Below are 17516 nucleotides of genomic sequence, written 5' to 3' on the forward strand. Positions count from 1 at the left end.
GGGCTCAATCCGGGAAGGCATTTCCCTCAAGCCGCGCCTGAGCTTCATCCGGGGCCATATCGATGATCGTCCTTGCCAGGCCGTAGCCGAAGCCCTGCCGCATCATCGCCGCGATCTCGCGATTGCGGAGCGTTGCAGCGTCTCCCCCTCGATCGCGCCGCCAGGGGCCGATGCGCCTGCGATGGGCAAAGCGGAGCGCCGCCTCCTCGTCGCTGCCCTCGTCACCGGCCAGCGCCACCTCTGCCGTCTCGGCGTCGACGCCCTTGCGACGCAATGTCATGGCAATGCGCAGCCGCGATGCGCCCTTGCGCCGCCCCGAAGCCACACGAGCCTCGGCAAAGGCCTTGTCGTCGAGCAATCCCAGACCTTGGAACTCTGCGACCACCGCTGCAACTTCGGCCTCCAGCGCCGCCGGTTCGGCCACGATATAGCCAGCCTCAAGCCAGCGCCGGAACTTGCGGCCCAACACATCGCGAAAATGCGCCTGCGAGGCGGCATAGCGCTGCAGATAGGCAAAGCCCGATCGCCTGAGTTTCTCCCGCAGGCGCGCCGGATCGGTCGGCTTGGCCGGCAGAGCCTCAGCCGCTGTGGTTTCCGGATCTTCCGCCGATGGCGTGCTCCGGCGCGGGTTCACGAAGGATCGTCCCCGGCGCCCTCCGCGTCGGCGCTACGGCCCTTGAAGCCCTTGGCCACCACATACATCTCGACGCTTTCCTGCCGAGAGGACGGCGGCTTGAAATGGAACACCTGGGTGAAGTTCTGCTTGAGTGTCGCCAGCAACTCGTTCTCGGTGCCGCCGCGGAACACCTTGGCCACAAAGGCACCGCCCGGCCGCAGCACGTCGACCGCAAAAGCCGCTGCCACTTCGCACAGATAGGTCGTGCGCAGATGGTCGGTCTTGTGATGACCGGTCGTCGGCGCAGCCATGTCGGACACCACGAGGTCCGGCGCATGCCCGCCGAGCGCCTGCATCAACAGGTCAGGCGCGTCGTCGTCGAGAAAGTCCTTCTGGAACAGCGTCACGCCGGGGATCGATCCCATCTCCAGATAGTCGATGCCAACCACCAGCGGATTGTTGGGGCTGGAGTTTACCTTCTTGGCCGCCACCTGGCACCAGCCCCCCGGCGCCGCGCCCAGATCGACCACGCGATAGCCGGGCTTCAGAAGATGATACTTTTCGTCGATCTCGATCAGCTTGAAGGCGGCGCGCGAGCGCCAGCCTTCCTTCCTGGCCTTGATCACATAGGGATCGTTGAGCTGGCGCTGCAGCCAGCGCACCGAGGAAGCCGTGCGCCCGCGCGCCGTCTTCACCTTGACCTTGAGGCCGTCGTTCTCGCCCCGGCCCTTGCCTTTGGATTTGTCTGAATCAGCCATGCTGCTCGCCTCTCGCCGCATGCGCCCGTCGGCGCCACACGCCGTCATGGGCCATCAGCTCCACCAATATGCCTTCACGCAAGCCACGATCGGCAACGCGCAATCGTTCGCAGGGCCACTTGCGCCGGATCGCTTCCAGGATCGCACAGCCCGCCAGCACCAGATCGGCCCTGTCGGCACCAATGCAGGGATTGGCGACCCGCTGGTCGTAACCCATGTCCAGCAGGGCCCGGATCATGCCGTCCACCTGCCCGCCATCCAGCCAGACGCCATCCACCCGGCGCCGATCATAGCGCTTGAGGCCAAGATGCATGCCGGCCAGCGTGGTCACGGTGCCGGACGTACCGAGCATATGCGCCCGCCCGTTCGCCACCAGTTCCATCGCGCCTTCCATGCCCTCGAAACCTTCGAGCATGCCTTCAACTTCGCGGACCATGTCCTGATAGACATCTTCGGTGACGATATGACCGCCATGCCGCTCCGACAGCGTCACCACGCCAACCGGCAGCGATGTCCACTTGCTGATGAAGCGGGTCAGCGCAAAGCCGCGCGCCTCGCCCTTGGCCCGAAGATCGAGCCACACCAGTTCCGACGAGCCTCCACCGATGTCGAACAGCAGCACGCCCTCGGCCTTGGGGTCGATCAGCGTGGCGCAACCGGCAACCGCCAGGCGCGCCTCCGTCTCCCGGCTGACGATTTCGAGCCGCAGCCCCGTTTCCTTGCGCACGCGCTCGAGAAACACCGGACCATTCTCGGCCTGCCGACAGGCTTCGGTCGCAATCAGCCGCATGCGCCGCACCTTGAGATCGGCGAGCTTGCTCCGGCACACGGCCAGCGCCTCGACGGCGCGATCCATGGCCGCTTCCGACAGGCGGCCGGTCCGGCCAATCCCCTCGCCCAGCCGCACGATGCGCGAATAGGCGTCCACCACGCGGAAGCCGCGATCCTGCGGTTCGGCCACCAGCAGTCGGCAATTGTTGGTGCCCAGATCGAGCGCCGCATAAAGCGGTCCGTCGCCATGCACGGGACCCGAACGGCGAATCGGCACCACCTGATCGGCGCCCGAGCGCGACTCCTGCCGGTGCGCCTGCGGTTGCGGCGCCCGAGCTTCGGTCGCGACATCACTGCCGCCACGGCGCTCGCCGCCCTTGCGCGCGCGCCCTTCGCCACCCTGACGTCCGCCCTCGCCCCGGGCTTCCGGATTGCCTTGTCCCGGCTTGCGCATGCCGCGCAACGCAGCCTTCTGCGCACCGGCTTGCCCGCCGCGCTTGCGGCGCCGGCGTCCACCAGCGGTCTTGGTCTTGCCTGTAGATGTGGATGAACCGCCCGACTTGGTCCCGGAAGCGGATTCGGTCCGTTCCGGCGCCTTGTCGCCAGCGGTGGGCGCATTTCCCACACGAGCCTTGTCTGCTTGCGCGTTGCCCGCTGGCGGGCGGCGCTTGCGGCGGCGGCGAGCCGCACGCTTCGACAGGCTGCCGGACGCAGGTTCGGAACCGCTGTTGGGATCCTTGCCGTCACGTCCTGATGCGAGGTTTGCGCGGTCGTTACCTTCGCCCGCGTCGCTCACAATAAGTCTCCTGCGCGCCGCGATCCACGTGGAGCCAGACCAGCCTTTCAGCCACGTCCGATCCTTGGGCTCAAGCGACAGCGCATTGTTTGTCGTCCCGACCACAGTACCAGTTGACGACGACAAACGCAAAGGCAGCAACGCAGCTGTATGACGGATTCTTGATACCCGAAATCGCCTCCGACGCCGGGCGCGCCGAAACCAGCGTGCCCGACGCGCGAGAAGAAGCTCAGTTCAGGCGATACTCCTCCCGCACCAAACGCAACTCGCGGAGACCGATGAGCCTCTTGGCGGCGACCTCCACCGAATGCAACGGCCCGTCCAGCTTGCGCCGCCAGAAGTCGAGGAAGCTGTTGAGCGCGGGAAACTCCGGGGCAAGGTCATAGTCTTGCCAGACGTAGGTCTGCAGGATCGCCGGGTGATCCGGCATGCGGTAAAGGATACGGGCAGTGGTCAGGCTGTAACCTTCAAGCTGAAATTTGAATTCCCGATCGATCATGCATAGCCTCCATGGACGTTAACCGGAGCCACGGAAACAAGATTGCAGGATAAATGATTTATGTAAAGTAAATCAATAAGTTAGCAGCAATGCCGCGTGAGTGCTGCCAGCCCGTTTTGTCGAAGCCAGCCCCCTCCGCCGGCGCTCACTCAAGCTTCTGCGCCACGCCATTCTTCCACACATAGGGCGCATAGCGCGCACCGGTCCAGTCGCCCTTGGCGTCGAAGGTGAGCGGTCCGAGCACGCTGTCGGCACCATTGGCATGCAGCCGCGCTGCGGCATCTGCAGCATCACTTGCCCCATCAAAGGCCGTCACCGCCGCCTGCAGCGCGGCATAGGAGGCAAACAGCGTGTCAGTCGCCTGCCGTTGCTTCTCCTGCAGCGTGATCTCGAGGTCGACAGCGGCCGCGCCGTCCCGGCCGACATCCGGCAGCATGAACACCGTCCCCTCCGCCGCATCGCCGGCAAGGTTGACATAGTCTTCGAGCCCCAGCGCCTCATCGCCGATGATGGCAGCGTCGAGCCCCCGCCCCCTGAGCGCCGTGCTGATCACCGCCGCGTCGGACTGCAAGGCACCCAGCACCACGGCCGAAACCGCCGCATCCTGGATCTTGCCGACAAGGCTGTTCTGGCTCTTCTCGCCCGGCGTGAAGGCTTCCGTCATCGCGACACTGCCGCCGGCATCGCCGAAACTCTTGGCTACTGCCTCCACGAGACCCTGCCCGTAGATGCTGCCGTCGTGCACGAAGGCCACGCGCTTGTCCTTGAAATGGGCGAGCAGATAGTCGGAAAGCGCCTTGGCCTCGAGATCGGACCGCACCGCCAGCCGAAACACCCCGGCGCCGATGCCCTCGTCCGTCAGGCGTGGATTGGTCGCCGCCGGCGAGAGGTAGAGCACGCCATTGGCCGCATAGACCTTCGCCGCAGCCAGAGCCGCCGACGTGCAGGCATGGCCGATCACCACCTTCACACCCTTGCCCACCAGCTGGTTGGCCACCGCCGTACCGGTGTCGGCGTCGCATTTGTCATCGGCCGTCACCACCGCGATCTTGTCACCGCCGACGCCACCTGCCGCATTGGCGGCATCAGCGGCCATCTTGACGCCCGCCTCGATGCCCTTCCCGATATCGGCGAAGCTGCCGGACATCGGCCCTGTCACGCCCACAAGAAACGGCGCGGCCAGCACCGGTGTTCCGAGCAAGGTCAGCACCATTGCCGTGAGGACAACTGTCTTTCGCATGCGCCTGCCCCACATTCCGCCAGCCCGGGTCCGATCGACCCGGCGGTTCCCGATCTTCTTGTCCGGCAATAGCATTTCGGCGCGCAAAGCGGAACCGTCCAGAAAGCGGAACACCGCCGCCCCTTGCGGGACGACGGTGCTCCTGTAACGCGACTGAAAGGCCGAATTACTTGATCATCTCATAGGTGATCTTGCCTTCGGCGTTCTTCTTCCAGACGTACATGGTGTAGTCGGCGTCCTTGCGGTCACCCTTTTCGTTATAGGCGAGGTTGCCGATAACGGTGGAGATCGCATCGCCCTTGTGCACCACGTCGGCCACAGCCTGCGGGTCAAGAGAGCCGGCGGTCTTGGCGGCCGAAGCAATCAGCTGCATGGCGGCGTAAGAGTAGAGCGTGTAGGCTTCCGGCTCGAAACCAGCGGAGCGGAACTTGGCGACAGCGTCGGCAGCAGCCGGGTTCTGGCGCGGGTCCGGACCGAAGGTCATCAGCGTGCCTTCGACGGCCGGGCCACCGATGGCGGCGAACTCGTCGGAGGTGATGCCGTCGCCCGACATGAACTGGGCCTTGAGGCCGGCTTCAGCCGACTGACGGATGATCAGGCCGCCTTCGGTGTGCAGACCGCCCCAGTAAACGACCGAGACGCCAGCTTCCTTCATCTTGGAGATGAGGGCCGAGAAGTCCTTGTCGCCGATGTTGACGCCTTCGTACATGACTTCCTTGACGCCAGCGGCGTTCATGGCCTTCTTGGTCTCGTCAGCGAGGCCCTGGCCATAGGGGGTCTTGTCATGAAGGACGGCAACCTTCTTGTCGGCGAAGTTCTTGGCGATCCAGCCGCCGGCAACAGCGCCCTGCTGGTCGTCACGACCGCAAGTACGGAAGGTGTTCCACAGGCCACGCTCGGTGAAGACCGGGTTGGTGGCCGACGGGGTGATCTCCATGATGCCGTTTTCGGCATAGACTTCAGACGCGGGGATCGAAACGCCCGAGTTGAAGTGACCGATCACGAACTTGACGCCGTCGCCGACGAACTTGTTGGCGACCGACACGCCCTGCTTCGGGTCGGACACGTCATCGCCGAACTCGAGGACGACCTTTTCGCCATTGATGCCGCCAGCGGCATTGATGTCGGCAGCAGCCTGCTCGGCACCCTTCTGCAGCTGAGCGCCGAAAGCGGCGTTCGGGCCGGTCAGCGGGCCAGCGACGCCGATCAGGATATCAGCGTAAGCGGCGCTCGAAACAACGAGGCCGGCGGCCAGCGCGACGCCCGACAAGAGGAACTTCTTCATATTATGCTCTCCCGTTATCATTCACTGGAAGTTGGCCCCGATACCCCGGGACCCCTGGGTCTTAGAATGACAAAGCCTCAGGAATGTTCCCTATTTTTTGAGGCTTGTCATCCTTAATTCGTAGATCTACGGAATTTTTCATCCCGCTGATATCACGACCAAATCGCCGTTCAACTCAGCCCTTGGCCTTCCAGGCGAAGGGACCGGATGCCTCGTAGAGCCAGTAGTATTGCGTGACCATCTGCCGGGTCCGCTTGAACTGGAAGCCGAGGAAGGCAATCGCTTCAAGCACCACGGCATCCACCACGTAATAGTGGAGCGACAGCAATGTGGCGTTGAAGATCGAGAAATGGATGAACCTGACGCCAGCCGTGAGGATCAGGACATAGATGGCCATCACCTGACGCGTACGCCAGGTCATGGCGCAGGCGCGTCCCGTCATCCAGGCCCCGAGCCCGCCCAGCAAAAGCGTGACGAACAGGAAGACGAGGAAGCTCTGCTCATCGTAGAGAATACCCTGCATGATCGCTCCTCCGTCAGTGGGCGCCACCCTCGAGATACGCGGCGCGCACCTCGGGGTTTTCGAGAAGTTCGCGCCCGGACCCGGACATGGTCACGACGCCGTTCACCATCACGTAGCCGCGATGGGCGAGCTTGAGCGCATGGAACGCGTTCTGCTCCACCAGGAAGACCGTCAGCCCCTGCGTCTTGTTCAGATTGCGGATCGCCTCGAAGATCTGCTTGACGATCAGCGGGGCAAGACCCAGCGACGGCTCGTCCAGCATCAGCAGCTTGGGGCGGGCCATCAGCGCACGGGCGATGGCCAGCATCTGCTGCTCGCCGCCCGACAGCGTACCGCCACGCTGATGCAGGCGCTCCTTGAGGCGCGGGAACAGCGTGAACATCTTCTCGGCATCCTCATCGAAATACTTGAGGTTGTCGAGCGAGGCGCCCATCTGCAGGTTCTCGAGCACGGTCATGCGCGGGAAGATGCGGCGCCCTTCCGGCGACTGCGCGATGCGCAGCCGGGCGATCTCGTGCGGCGGCATCTTGGTGATGTCCTGCCCCTGGAACGTGATCTGCCCTTCTCGCGCCCGCGGCTGGCCGAAGATGGTCATCATCAGCGTCGACTTGCCGGCACCGTTGGCACCGATCAGCGTGACGATCTCACCTTCGTTCACATTCACATCGACGCCCTTCAGCGCGATGATGTTGCCGTAATAGGTCTTCACACCCTTGACGGCCAGCAAGGGCTCCTTTGCAACAGCACTCATTGGCCGCTCCCCTGCGTATGATGGGCCTGAACCTCGTCCAGCTCATGTTCGACCTTGTCGACCTCTTCGTCGTCGACGCCGAGATAGGCGGCGATGACGCGCGGATCGTTCTTGGTCTCGGCAGGGGTGCCGTCCGAAATCTTGGTGCCATATTCCAGCACGACCACGTGGTCGGAGATTTCCATCACCACGGACATGTCGTGTTCGATCAGCAGGATCGAGGTATCCTCGTCCCTGCGGATGCCCAGCAGAAGCTCGTTGAGCTCGGCCGATTCACGCGGGTTGAGGCCCGCCGCCGGTTCGTCGAGGCAGAGCAGCGCCGGCCCGGTGCACATGGCGCGAGCGATCTCCAGACGGCGCTGGGCGCCATAGGGCAGATCACCGGCCGGATCGTCGGCGCGATCCGTCAGCTTGATCTTGTCCAGCCAATACTTGGCCTTCTCGATCGCCTGACGTTCCTTGGCCTTGTAGCCACCAATGCCGAGCACGCCGAGGAAGGTCATGCCAGAGGCGATCATCAGCGGATTGTGCTGAGCGACCAGCAGGTTTTCCAGAAGCGTCATGCCAGAGAACAGGCGGATGTTCTGGAACGTGCGGGCCACCTTGGCCTTCTTGGATACCACGAAGTCCGGCATGCGCTCGAGGAGATGGGTCGCCCCATCCTTGTGGCGCATGGTCATCATGCCCGTGGTCGGCTTGTAGAAGCCGGTGATGCAGTTGAACACCGTCGTCTTGCCGGCACCATTGGGGCCGATCAGGGCGGTGATGTCACCGCGCCCGGCGGAAAAGCTCAGATCGTTGACCGCAACCAGACCGCCAAAGCGCATGGTCAGGTGTTCGACCGTCAGGACAGGGTCCTTGTCCCAGGGTTTCGAAATCGTGCTCATGTCAGCCGTGGCCTTCCTTCACCAGATCGCCGGAAATGGTCTTCTTCTCAAAGAGGAAGGCCGTTGGTTGGCGTGCGGAGATGAAGCCGCGGGGCTTCCAGACCATGATCACCACCATGGCAAGGCCGAACAGCAGCATGCGGAACTGGTCGGGGTTGAAGTCGTCGCCGAACACTGCCTTCAGGAAGGAGAGTTCACGCAGCAACTCGGTGCCGCCGATCATCGCCACGGCAGCCAGTGCCACGCCGATCATCGAACCCATGCCGCCGAGCACCACGATCGCCACGATCACGGCCGATTCCATGAACACGAAGGACTCGGGCGAAACGAAGCCCTGACGTGCCGCGAAGAACGAGCCGGCGAAGCCACCGAACATGGCGCCGATGGCGAAGGCCGTCAGCTTGGTGTTGGTGGTGTTGATGCCGAGCGAGCGGCAGGCCACTTCGTCCTCGCGCAGCGCTTCCCAGGCACGACCGATCGGCAGCTTGCGCAGACGCGTGGTCACGAAGGCCGTCAGCAGCGCCAGCAGCAGGATCAGGTAGTAGAGGAACACCTTGTAATAGGCCGACGACGCCGCCAGGTGGAAAGCCTTGGCGAAGTTGTTCGTGGCCCCCATGTCGAAGGAGTAGAGGCCGAACAGCGAGACCTTCGGGATCGACGAGATACCGGCCGAGCCGCCCGAGAAGTCCTTCCAGTTGATCAGCACCAGGCGGATGATCTCACCAAAAGCCAGCGTCACGATGGCCAGATAGTCACCGCGCAGACGCAGCACCGGGAAGCCGAGGATCATGCCCCAGAAGGAGGCAAGGATACCGGCAAGCGGCAGCAGCACCCAGAAGGACAGGTGGAAGTTGATCGCCAGCAGCGCGTAGGAATAGGCGCCCACAGCGTAGAAGGCCACGTAACCGAGGTCCAGAAGACCCGCGAGACCGATCACGATGTTGAGGCCCCAGCCCAGCATCACGTAGATGAGGATCTGGACACCAAAGTTGTCCACCCACTTGATGGAGCCCTGCACGCCGAACAGCGCCAGGATCAGCATGGGATAGACGAACAGGAACACCAGACCGCCCAGGGACAGTCGCTTGGTGCGCTTGGCCTTGGCTTCAAGCTCGGCGAGCGACACCGCCGCCTTGGACTTGGCGCCCTTCGCGGCGATCGCCGGATAGATGAAGGCGGCGAGCAGGAAGCGACCGACCATCACCAGGGCGACGAAGATCAACGCCACCGGCATGTTGTTCACCAGCACCAGCTGGTTGTCCATGTTCTGATCGGTCTTCAGACCGATCAGCGGCCCGAGCAGAGCAAAGGCGATTATGCCAGCCAAAATGGCATCCTTGAAGGCCTTGCCCAGATCGGGACCGGCCTTTTTCGTTGTATTGCTGGTCATGCTTGTCAAACCTTCTCGACTTCCGGCCGGCCGAGCAGGCCCTGCGGCATGAAGATCAGCACGATGACGAGGATCGAGAACGCGGCGACATTCTGATAGTCGGCCGACACATACTGTCCCCAGAGCGTTTCAATGAGGCCGATGAGCAGCCCGCCAAGCACGGCACCCGGCAGCGAGCCGATACCGCCGAGCACGGCCGCGGTGAAGGCCTTGACGCCCGGGGTGAAGCCGTCGGCGAAATGCACGACGCCATAATACATCAGGTAGAGCGTACCGGCGACCGCCGCCAGCGCCGCACCGATCACGAAGGTCAGCGAGATCGTACGGTCGACGTTGATGCCGAGAAGACCGGCCATCTTGCGATCCTGCTCGCAGGCGCGCTGGGCGCGACCGAGCGCGGTCTTCTGCACCATGTACCAGAAGGCAACCAGCAGCACCGCCGTCACGGCCATGATGATCACCTGCTTCAGCGAGATGGTGACGGCATAGCCGTTGTTCTCCCAAAGGGTGAAGGTCTCACGCACCATCGGCGGAATGGGCTTGTTGCGCGGCCCCTGGGCGACCTGCACGAAGTTCGACAGCACGATGGACATGCCGATAGCCGAAATCAGCGGCGCCAGACGGAAGGATCCACGCAGCGGCGAGTAGGCAATGCGCTCGATCGCCCAGCTCAGAAGTCCTGTCAGCACCATCGAGATCACCATGACGATCAGAAGAGTGATCGTGATGGACGCGATGCCAAGCCAGGCCGTAAGCGCCAGAAAGAAGATGAGGGCGAAAAACGCCGATACCATGAACACATCGCCATGGGCGAAATTCACCATGCCGATAATGCCAAACACCATGGTATAACCAATGGCAATCAGCCCATAAAGCGAGCCGATGGTGATGCCATTGATCACCTGCTGGATGAATACTTCCATATGTTGATGACCCCCTGCAGCAGCCTATAACGGCAGCATTTCTAAGCGCTGCTTCATTTGTAGGCTTGATGGATTCCATTAGCAGGCTCGATTGGTCAAGACAACCGAACTCCGCAGTTTTCCCGACAAAAAATGAAAATTGCAGAATATATCTCCACAATGCGAATTTTAACGGGACAATCACCTAAAATGAGCCTGTTAATAGGTGACATTCGCTAAACAAGGCTTCTGGACCTGCCCATTCCCCCATGCGTGAATTTCATAATGTATGCAGGATATTTGCCGAAGGCGAAAAAGGCCACCTCATGCTTTTCGCTCTCAGCGAAATTTGAGGCGGTTTTTCAATGAATTTCGATTAGCTTGACGGACCGCACGCGCAGGGCGCATCCAATGAAGAACCAACACTTGGGTCGGAAATCAGCTCCAACTTAGTGGAAATACCTATAATTCGCCCGACGGGCGACCGAATCCCCCGCCGCTACGTGCGAGCTCAAAAAACCAAACCGGACGACCAGCCATGAATGACACCACACGACTGCCGCTGCCACCGCAGGCAGCCGACACTCCCAGCGACAAGGCCGACGTCACCGGCCAGGACTTTCGCAACTGCATCGCCCGCCTGCCCTCCGGTGTCCACATCGTCACCACGGCAGGCTCTGCCGGCAGCTCCGGCTTCACCGCCACCGCCGTCGCCTCCGTCTCCGATGACCCGCCAACCATTCTCGTCTGCCTCAATCGCAAGAGCCCGCAGAACCAGCTCCTCAAGGACAACGCCTGCTTTGCGGTCAACCTGCTGCCGAAGAACGAAGTGGAGCTCGCCAACATCTTCGCCGGGCGCACGGGCCTGCATTTCAGCGAGAGATTCGCCCATGGTAACTGGACCACGCTGACGACCGGCGCGCCTGTCCTTGCCAACTCCGTGATGTCGCTCGACTGCCAGCTGCTGCAGTTCCACGAGATCGGCACCCACACCATCTTCTACGGCGCCGTTGTCGGCACCCGCGTCAAGCCGGTCGATCCCAATGGCGCGCGCGAGATCCTCGTCTATCACGATCGCCATTATTCGGAGATCTGAGCGGGCCGGCGCGGTTGAGACGAAGGCGCCAACCTGCTAAACCCCGCCGCAAATCCACCGCTCGCCGCGAAAGGCCCGCCATGATCCCGCGCTATTCCCGCCCCGAGATGACCTCCATCTGGAGCCAGGAGACCAAATTCCGCATCTGGTTCGAGATCGAGGCCCATGCCACCGACGCCCTTGCCGATCTGGGCGTCGTCCCCAGGGAAGCGGCGAAGACCATCTGGGAAAAGGGCGGTGCCGCCACCTTTGACGTCGAGCGCATCGACGAGATCGAGCGCGTCACCAAGCACGACGTCATCGCCTTCCTCACCCACCTCGCCGAGTTCGTCGGCCCCGACAGCCGCTTCGTCCATCAGGGCATGACCTCGTCGGACGTGCTGGACACCTGCTTCAACGTCCAGCTGGTGCGTGCCACCGACCTGCTACTGAAGGACATGGACGCCCTGCTCGCCGCCATCAAGCGCCGCGCCTTCGAGTATAAGGACACCGTCTGCATCGGCCGCAGCCACGGCATTCACGCCGAGCCCGTCACCTTCGGCCTGAAGATGGCAGAAGCCTATGCCGAGTTCGACCGCTGCCGCACCCGCCTCGTCCATGCCCGCGAGGAAATCGCCACCTGCGCCATCTCCGGCGCCGTCGGCACCTTCGCCAACATCGACCCGCGCGTCGAGGAACACGTGGCAAAGGCACTCGGCCTCTCGCCGGAGCCGGTGTCGACCCAGGTGATCCCGCGCGATCGCCACGCCATGTATTTTGCGACGCTGGGCGTCATCGCCTCCTCGATCGAGCGTCTCGCCATCGAGATCCGCCACCTGCAGCGCACCGAAGTGCTGGAAGCCGAGGAATATTTCTCGCCCGGCCAGAAGGGCTCTTCGGCAATGCCGCACAAGCGCAACCCGGTGCTCACCGAAAACCTCACCGGCCTTGCCCGCATCGTCCGCTCGGCCGTCACGCCGGCGCTCGAGAATGTCGCCCTCTGGCATGAGCGCGACATCTCGCACTCTTCCGTCGAGCGCTACATCGGCCCGGACGCCACCGTCACGCTGGACTTCGCGCTGGCCCGCCTCACCAACGTGGTCGACAAGCTGCTGGTCTACCCCGAGCGCATGGTCGCCAACATGGACCGCCTCGGCGGCCTCGTGCATTCCCAGCGCATCCTGCTCGCCCTCACCCAGAAGGGAGTCTCGCGCGAGGACAGCTATCGCCTCGTCCAGCGCAACGCCATGAAGGTCTGGGACAGCTACCAGCAGGCCGGCGCCTCCAACGTCGACTTCCTCGACGAACTCCTGAAGGACGCGGACGTGCGCGCGGCCCTGTCCGAACAGGAAATCCGCGACAGGTTCGACCTCGGCTACCACACCAAGCACGTCGACACCATTTTCCGCCGGGTATTCGGCGCGGCCTGAGCGCCCCTCGCCAGATAGCGACTATCCGCAAATGGCCTCGCAGGGCACGCCGTCATGGTCGCGGTCCAGCGAGGTCACACCGCACTGTTCGAGGAAGTAATAAGCCTCTTCACAGCTGTGCATCTGCTTGCAAAGATGGCGGCCGTCGCAGATGAAGTCGATGCGATGGAGCGGCAAGCTGTGATTGGCGACGCAGCCGATGGCATCGGGTGACCTGCAGCTGCCGCCAGCCGTCGCGCCGACCGTGCTGATCAAGAACACCAGGAGTGCTGCGGACCGTTCGACCATTTCCATCCTCCGCTCATAGGATGGAGAACCGGTTCGAATCACGCAACGAACTGTATGCAATCAAAAATTGCAGATTTGGGAATAATCGTCGCCATCATGCCGCTCAAAACCTCCGAATGCGACATCCTCATCATCCCCGGCTGGCAGAACTCCGGCCCGAACCACTGGCAAAGCCGCTGGGAAGCCAAGTTGCCGACGGCGCGGCGCGTCGAGCAGCGCGACTGGGACAGGCCCGATAAGGATGCCTGGGTGTCTGCCATCGGCCTGGCGGTCAACGCCGCAACGCGCCCGGTGATTCTGGTGGCCCATTCGCTGGGCGTCGCGGCCGTCATTCATGCCGCGCCCTATATCGGTCGGTCCGTGCGCGGCGCCTTCCTGGTCGGCCTGCCCGATGTCGATCGGGACGACATGCCCGGCGAGGTCACCGGCTTTGCCGGCCTGTCCACCGATCCCCTGCCCTTTCCGTCCATGCTGGTCGCCAGCCGCACCGATCCCTATTGCGCCTTCGATCGCGCCGGCGATTTTGCGGCCGCCTGGGGATCGGACTTCATCGACGCCGGCGACAGCGGCCATCTCAACTCGGAGTCCGGCCATGGTCCCTGGCCGGAAGGCCTCACCCGCTTCGCCACACTGCTGAAGCGGGTGTAAGTCCCGTCAGCCGCAGCCCGCCGGCTGGCATGCCACCGGCATGGCGCGCGCCGCGCCTTCGCGCCTGGGCTCGCGCTTGGCCTCCGGTTCCGGCAGCTCGACCTCCGGCTCCGGGCGCTCTTGCCACTCCTCGCGGATATGGTTCTGGGGAGCCGTCGGGTGCCATTGCACCGATATCAGCCGGAACATGTCCAGCAGAACGTCATGAAATCTATGCCACATGTGGGCCTCCTTTTGCCGGGAAGAAACAGCACTTGCGGCGCTTGCACAAACGAGCTTATCGTCAGCAACGTATGACTTGAGGTTATGTATCCCATGAAGCGCGGCCGCCTGCCCCTCACCGCCTTGCGCAGTTTCGAAGCTGCAGGACGGCTCGGCAGCTTCACGCTGGCCGCTGAGGAACTTCACGTCTCCCAAGCCGCCATCAGCCGCCAGATTCGCGAGCTGGAAGACCGCGTCGGCCATGCGCTGTTCGAGCGCCGCCCGCGCGCCGTCAGCCTCACCGACAGCGGCCAGACCTTGCTCGCCACGCTGACCACGGCCTTTGACGCCATCGACGGCACCTTGGAGTCCTTGCGCTGCCGCCCGGAGCCGGCCCGCATCATCCTGAGCTGTGAGCCATCCTTCGCCGCCTGCTGGCTGCTGCCGCATCTGAGCGACTTTCAGGCCGCCCATCCGGAGATCGACGTCACTCTGGAGGCCGATCACCGTCTGGCACAGTTCCGCGCCCATGAAGCGGAGATCGCCATCCGCTTCACCAGCGAGCCGGGAGGCTGGCCGCGGACGGAGTGCCAACAGCTTTGCGAGTCGGAGCTTCTGGCAGTGGCAGCCCCTGAGATCGCCGCGGAGCTCGCCGGCCAACCGCCCACGGCCTTGCTTGGCCAGCCTCTGCTGTTTGAGGAAAGCCGTCAGCTCTGGACGCGCTGGTTCGCCGAAGCCGGCGTCACGTTGCCCGACACCCTGCGCGGCCCCGTCTTCACCGACGGTGGCCTGGTGATGCAGGCGGCTCTGCGCGGTCAGGGCGTCGCCCTCCTCGACCGCAGCTTCGTCGTCGAAGCCCTGTCGGAGGGCCGGTTATGCCGCGTGGCCGACACCACCTTCGTTTGCGGCAGCTATTGGCTGGTCGTGCGACGCTTCACGGCCCTGCGGTCTCCCGCACGCCGCTTCGTCGACTGGATTTCCGCCAAGTTCGCCGGCCCGGCACATTGAACCGGCGGCGCGCCCGTCAGTCGCTCGCCACCGCCGCCAGCAGCGATGCCACGCCGGACGAGAGGATGGCCGTGTCGCTCGACAGCGTCGCAAAGCTGTAGCCCATCGCCCGGTAGCGCTTCACATGGGCAGCCGAGGTGCCGTAGATGCCGCTCACCTTGCCCGCCGCAGCGGTCGCGCGCGCCACATGCTCAATGGCCTCCAGCACATCGGCACGGTCGATGTCGGGCTCGCCCTTGGGCGACAGCGCGATCGACAGATCGAAGGGGCCGAGGAACACACCGTCGATGCCAGGTACCGCCAGAATGGCTTCGAGATTGTCCAGCGCCGAGCGCGTCTCGATCATCACCAGCGTCCCCTCATTGGCCGAGCGGCGATAGGCATCGGGACCGAGCCCGGTCAACTGCATGGCCCGTGTCGGTCCCCAGGATCGCTGGCCAAGCAAGGGATATTTCATGAAGGATGCAAAGGCCGCGGCTTCCTCGGCGCTGTTGATCATCGGCGCGATCACACCGTCGGCGCCCCAATCGAGCAGGCGCGAGGCCGTCTGAAACTCGCCGACCGGCACGCGTGACAGCACAAACCCGCCGGCCGCCTTGATCGCCCCGATCATGCGCAGCGCCGCCGACATGTCGATCAGGCCATGCTGAAGATCCACCAGCATCGCCTCGAAGCCGGCCCGAATGCAGATTTCCCCGATCAGCGGCTCGGGCAGCGACAGCCAACCGATATCGAGCTTGCCACTGTCGGCCAGATGCGCGCGCAACGTCTTCACTCTCCGCCCCTCCTCGTTCCGTCCCGAACGTCGGCGCGGACACATCAACTCCGAACCGTCAAAAGACCCTTACCACCGGAGCTGCCCCATCGGAATGCTCAGGTCGCCTGTCGGGCGGGCAGACATCTCGGTTTCAGCGAAACTCAAAGCTCCGCGTGAACCTGTGCGATGGCCACGCCCATGAACTCACCCATGGACTTGCGAACCTCGTCCGGGCTGACGGGCAGCCCCTTCGCGCTCATGTCACCGACCAGTTTCAGCAAGACGTCGTCTTCGCCCATCTTGATGAGATCGGCCTGCACCACCGAGCGCGCGTATTCGGACGCGTCGTCGCCCGCAAGTCCCATTCTCTCAGCCGCCCAAAGTCCCAGGAGCTTGTTGCGCCGGGCGGTCGCGCGGAAGCGAATTTCTTCCTCGTGGAAGAACCTGCTCTCGAAGGCCTGCTCCCGTTGCTCGAACACGCTCATGTGTTGCCTCCCTTCCCTCGGTCGGCCAGTTCCTACGGCGGCCTCAGGCAGCCGGCGTGATAAACTGGCCCCTGCAAAGAATATAATGACGCTCTGGCGCTTTTGCATTTCCCTCCCTGCAGATTTTGGCAAATCATCGCTCAATTGCCAGATAGCTACAATTGGCATGAATGCGCCCCTCCTCGAAATTGCTGCAGTGCGGGATTGTTATCTTGGCTCCGATCGAGTAGTGTCCGCCCCGGCGAGGGAGCGGGCGGACGTCAGTTCGGCCCGCTTTCTTTGCTTGATAAACTGCCGAGGGCACCTTTGGCCGTTGTATTTCGTTACCGGACCCGGAGCCGCCCGCCCTCATGGATTTCATCAACAGACCACGGTATATCCCAATGAACCGTCGCCGGCGTATCTACGAAGGTAAGGCCAAGATCCTGTACGAAGGGCCGGAACCCGGCACTCTGATCCAGCATTTCAAGGACGACGCCACGGCGTTCAATGCCAAGAAGCATGAGATCATCGACGGCAAGGGTGTCCTGAACAACCGTATCTCGGAATATATCTTCACCCATCTCAACACGATGGGCATTCCGACCCATTTCATCCGCCGCCTCAACATGCGCGAACAGCTGATCCGCGAAGTCGAGATCATCCCGCTTGAAGTGGTGGTGCGCAATGTCGCCGCGGGCTCCATCGCCACGCGCCTCGGCATCGAGGAAGGCACGCAGCTGCCCCGCTCGATCATCGAGTTCTATTACAAGAGCGACGAGCTCAACGACCCCATGGTGTCGGAAGAGCACATCACGGCCTTTGGCTGGGCGGCTCCCCAGGAAATCGATGACATCATGGCGCTCGCCATCCGTGTCAACGACTTCCTCGCCGGCCTGTTCCTCGGCGTCGGCATCCGTCTTGTCGATTTCAAGATGGAATGCGGCCGCATGTGGGAAGGCGACATGATGCGCATCGTCGTCGCCGACGAGATCAGCCCGGACAGCTGCCGCCTGTGGGACATCGCCACCGGCGACCGTCTGGACAAGGACCGCTTCCGCCGCGACATGGGCGGCCTCGTCGAGAGCTATACCGAAGTGGCCCGCCGCCTCGGGATCCTCAACGAGTCCGACGCGACCCGTACTGCCGGCCCGAAACTGGTGAAGTAACCGCGGGCTTCGGCACAAAAAACCTTGTGAATCGTTGAACGCCGGGTTATCTCCCCGG

The 17516-nt window shown here is 63.2% G+C and carries 20 protein-coding genes; 5 read left to right on the forward strand and 15 right to left on the reverse strand.

From position 1 onward, the window contains the following. Positions 1–4: 4 nt before the first annotated feature. From L2I41_RS10755 to L2I41_RS10805, 11 genes are all read right to left on the reverse strand, one after another. Positions 5–634 carry a regulatory protein RecX gene (locus L2I41_RS10755; RefSeq protein ID WP_237153550.1) on the reverse strand — a complete coding sequence of 210 codons (630 nt, stop codon included), beginning with the start codon at positions 632–634 and terminating at the stop codon, positions 5–7. Next, positions 631–1374, reverse strand: a complete 744-nt coding sequence (locus L2I41_RS10760; protein WP_237153551.1) for an RlmE family RNA methyltransferase — start codon at positions 1372–1374, stop codon at positions 631–633. Before L2I41_RS10760 ends, L2I41_RS10755 begins: the two co-directional genes overlap by 4 nt. Continuing rightward, entirely contained in the window at positions 1367–2941 is a 1575-nt protein-coding gene (locus tag L2I41_RS10765; RefSeq protein WP_237153552.1) for a Ppx/GppA phosphatase family protein, read from the reverse strand. The genes L2I41_RS10760 and L2I41_RS10765 overlap by 8 nt, the downstream gene beginning before the upstream one ends. Positions 2942–3170: 229 nt before the next feature. After that, the gene (locus L2I41_RS10770; protein ID WP_237153553.1) at positions 3171–3440 is read right to left on the reverse strand and encodes an usg protein; all 270 of its coding nucleotides are present in this window, start codon (positions 3438–3440) and stop codon (positions 3171–3173) included. Between the two features lie 145 nt (positions 3441–3585). Further along, positions 3586–4680, reverse strand: coding sequence for a branched-chain amino acid ABC transporter substrate-binding protein (locus L2I41_RS10775; RefSeq protein ID WP_237153554.1), 1095 nt, complete (start codon positions 4678–4680; stop codon positions 3586–3588). A gap of 166 nt (positions 4681–4846) precedes the next feature. After that, entirely contained in the window at positions 4847–5965 is a 1119-nt protein-coding gene (locus tag L2I41_RS10780; RefSeq protein ID WP_237153555.1) for a branched-chain amino acid ABC transporter substrate-binding protein, read from the reverse strand. A 175-nt stretch (positions 5966–6140) separates the two neighbouring features. Further along, positions 6141–6488, reverse strand: coding sequence for a DUF6867 family protein (locus L2I41_RS10785; protein ID WP_237153556.1), 348 nt, complete (start codon positions 6486–6488; stop codon positions 6141–6143). 13 nt (positions 6489–6501) lie between these two features. Continuing rightward, positions 6502–7239: an ABC transporter ATP-binding protein gene (locus tag L2I41_RS10790; protein WP_237153557.1), complete on the reverse strand. Its 738-nt coding sequence runs from the start codon at positions 7237–7239 to the stop codon at positions 6502–6504. Further along, positions 7236–8126, reverse strand: coding sequence for an ABC transporter ATP-binding protein (locus L2I41_RS10795; protein ID WP_237153558.1), 891 nt, complete (start codon positions 8124–8126; stop codon positions 7236–7238). The genes L2I41_RS10790 and L2I41_RS10795 overlap by 4 nt, the downstream gene beginning before the upstream one ends. 1 nt (position 8127) lies before the next feature. Beyond that, positions 8128–9516, reverse strand: coding sequence for a high-affinity branched-chain amino acid ABC transporter permease LivM (gene livM / locus L2I41_RS10800; protein WP_237153559.1), 1389 nt, complete (start codon positions 9514–9516; stop codon positions 8128–8130). A 5-nt stretch (positions 9517–9521) separates the two neighbouring features. Continuing rightward, on the reverse strand, positions 9522–10439 hold the full coding sequence (locus L2I41_RS10805; protein ID WP_237153560.1) for a branched-chain amino acid ABC transporter permease: 918 nt from the start codon (positions 10437–10439) through the stop codon (positions 9522–9524). A gap of 517 nt (positions 10440–10956) precedes the next feature. Between L2I41_RS10805 and L2I41_RS10810 the strand changes: the two genes are divergently transcribed. Together L2I41_RS10810 and purB are read left to right on the forward strand one after the other, a co-directional pair. Beyond that, positions 10957–11514 (forward strand): flavin reductase, encoded by a 558-nt coding sequence (locus tag L2I41_RS10810; protein WP_237153561.1) that lies wholly within the window; start codon positions 10957–10959, stop codon positions 11512–11514. A gap of 80 nt (positions 11515–11594) precedes the next feature. After that, complete coding sequence (gene purB / locus L2I41_RS10815) at positions 11595–12923, forward strand: adenylosuccinate lyase (protein ID WP_237153562.1); 1329 nt, start codon at positions 11595–11597, stop codon at positions 12921–12923. A gap of 21 nt (positions 12924–12944) precedes the next feature. Here purB and L2I41_RS10820 read toward each other — a convergent pair whose 3' ends face one another. Beyond that, positions 12945–13211: an excalibur calcium-binding domain-containing protein gene (locus tag L2I41_RS10820; protein ID WP_237153563.1), complete on the reverse strand. Its 267-nt coding sequence runs from the start codon at positions 13209–13211 to the stop codon at positions 12945–12947. A 96-nt stretch (positions 13212–13307) separates the two neighbouring features. On the opposite strand from L2I41_RS10820, the gene L2I41_RS10825 reads away from it, so the two are divergent. Then, positions 13308–13859 (forward strand): RBBP9/YdeN family alpha/beta hydrolase, encoded by a 552-nt coding sequence (locus L2I41_RS10825; protein WP_237153564.1) that lies wholly within the window; start codon positions 13308–13310, stop codon positions 13857–13859. Between the two features lie 6 nt (positions 13860–13865). Here the strand turns inward: L2I41_RS10825 and L2I41_RS10830 are convergent, their stop codons facing one another. Beyond that, positions 13866–14081, reverse strand: coding sequence for a hypothetical protein (locus L2I41_RS10830; RefSeq protein ID WP_237153565.1), 216 nt, complete (start codon positions 14079–14081; stop codon positions 13866–13868). A 93-nt stretch (positions 14082–14174) separates the two neighbouring features. Here L2I41_RS10830 and L2I41_RS10835 point away from each other — a divergent pair, with 93 nt between their 5' ends. Then, the gene (locus L2I41_RS10835) at positions 14175–15068 is read left to right on the forward strand and encodes a LysR substrate-binding domain-containing protein (protein WP_237153566.1); all 894 of its coding nucleotides are present in this window, start codon (positions 14175–14177) and stop codon (positions 15066–15068) included. Positions 15069–15084: 16 nt separating this feature from the next. Here the strand turns inward: L2I41_RS10835 and L2I41_RS10840 are convergent, their stop codons facing one another. Continuing rightward, complete coding sequence (locus tag L2I41_RS10840) at positions 15085–15843, reverse strand: HpcH/HpaI aldolase family protein (protein WP_237153567.1); 759 nt, start codon at positions 15841–15843, stop codon at positions 15085–15087. A 143-nt stretch (positions 15844–15986) separates the two neighbouring features. Beyond that, on the reverse strand, positions 15987–16310 hold the full coding sequence (locus L2I41_RS10845; RefSeq protein WP_237153568.1) for a DUF1476 domain-containing protein: 324 nt from the start codon (positions 16308–16310) through the stop codon (positions 15987–15989). Positions 16311–16660: 350 nt separating this feature from the next. Here L2I41_RS10845 and purC point away from each other — a divergent pair, with 350 nt between their 5' ends. Next, positions 16661–17458 carry a phosphoribosylaminoimidazolesuccinocarboxamide synthase gene (gene purC, locus L2I41_RS10850; protein WP_237153569.1) on the forward strand — a complete coding sequence of 266 codons (798 nt, stop codon included), beginning with the start codon at positions 16661–16663 and terminating at the stop codon, positions 17456–17458. The last annotated feature ends 58 nt before the right edge of the window (positions 17459–17516 follow it).

Source organism: Oryzibacter oryziterrae (genome assembly GCF_021864535.1).
GTDB lineage: Bacteria > Pseudomonadota > Alphaproteobacteria > Rhizobiales > Pleomorphomonadaceae > Pleomorphomonas > Pleomorphomonas oryziterrae.

Bases quoted from the DNA above. Each gene is read 5' to 3' on its own strand.
- L2I41_RS10760 (WP_237153551.1), bottom strand. From the start codon at position 1,374: ATGGCTGATTCAGACAAATCCAAAGGCAAGGGCCGGGGCGAGAACGAC.
- L2I41_RS10770 (WP_237153553.1), bottom strand. From the start codon at position 3,440: ATGATCGATCGGGAATTCAAATTTCAGCTTGAAGGTTACAGCCTGACC.
- L2I41_RS10775 (WP_237153554.1), bottom strand. From the start codon at position 4,680: ATGCGAAAGACAGTTGTCCTCACGGCAATGGTGCTGACCTTGCTCGGA.
- L2I41_RS10780 (WP_237153555.1), bottom strand. From the start codon at position 5,965: ATGAAGAAGTTCCTCTTGTCGGGCGTCGCGCTGGCCGCCGGCCTCGTT.
- L2I41_RS10785 (WP_237153556.1), bottom strand. From the start codon at position 6,488: ATGCAGGGTATTCTCTACGATGAGCAGAGCTTCCTCGTCTTCCTGTTC.
- L2I41_RS10790 (WP_237153557.1), bottom strand. From the start codon at position 7,239: ATGAGTGCTGTTGCAAAGGAGCCCTTGCTGGCCGTCAAGGGTGTGAAG.
- L2I41_RS10795 (WP_237153558.1), bottom strand. From the start codon at position 8,126: ATGAGCACGATTTCGAAACCCTGGGACAAGGACCCTGTCCTGACGGTC.
- livM (WP_237153559.1), bottom strand. From the start codon at position 9,516: ATGACCAGCAATACAACGAAAAAGGCCGGTCCCGATCTGGGCAAGGCC.
- L2I41_RS10805 (WP_237153560.1), bottom strand. From the start codon at position 10,439: ATGGAAGTATTCATCCAGCAGGTGATCAATGGCATCACCATCGGCTCG.
- L2I41_RS10810 (WP_237153561.1), top strand. From the start codon at position 10,957: ATGAATGACACCACACGACTGCCGCTGCCACCGCAGGCAGCCGACACT.
- purB (WP_237153562.1), top strand. From the start codon at position 11,595: ATGATCCCGCGCTATTCCCGCCCCGAGATGACCTCCATCTGGAGCCAG.
- L2I41_RS10820 (WP_237153563.1), bottom strand. From the start codon at position 13,211: ATGGTCGAACGGTCCGCAGCACTCCTGGTGTTCTTGATCAGCACGGTC.
- L2I41_RS10825 (WP_237153564.1), top strand. From the start codon at position 13,308: ATGCCGCTCAAAACCTCCGAATGCGACATCCTCATCATCCCCGGCTGG.
- L2I41_RS10830 (WP_237153565.1), bottom strand. From the start codon at position 14,081: ATGTGGCATAGATTTCATGACGTTCTGCTGGACATGTTCCGGCTGATA.
- L2I41_RS10835 (WP_237153566.1), top strand. From the start codon at position 14,175: ATGAAGCGCGGCCGCCTGCCCCTCACCGCCTTGCGCAGTTTCGAAGCT.
- L2I41_RS10845 (WP_237153568.1), bottom strand. From the start codon at position 16,310: ATGAGCGTGTTCGAGCAACGGGAGCAGGCCTTCGAGAGCAGGTTCTTC.
- purC (WP_237153569.1), top strand. From the start codon at position 16,661: ATGGATTTCATCAACAGACCACGGTATATCCCAATGAACCGTCGCCGG.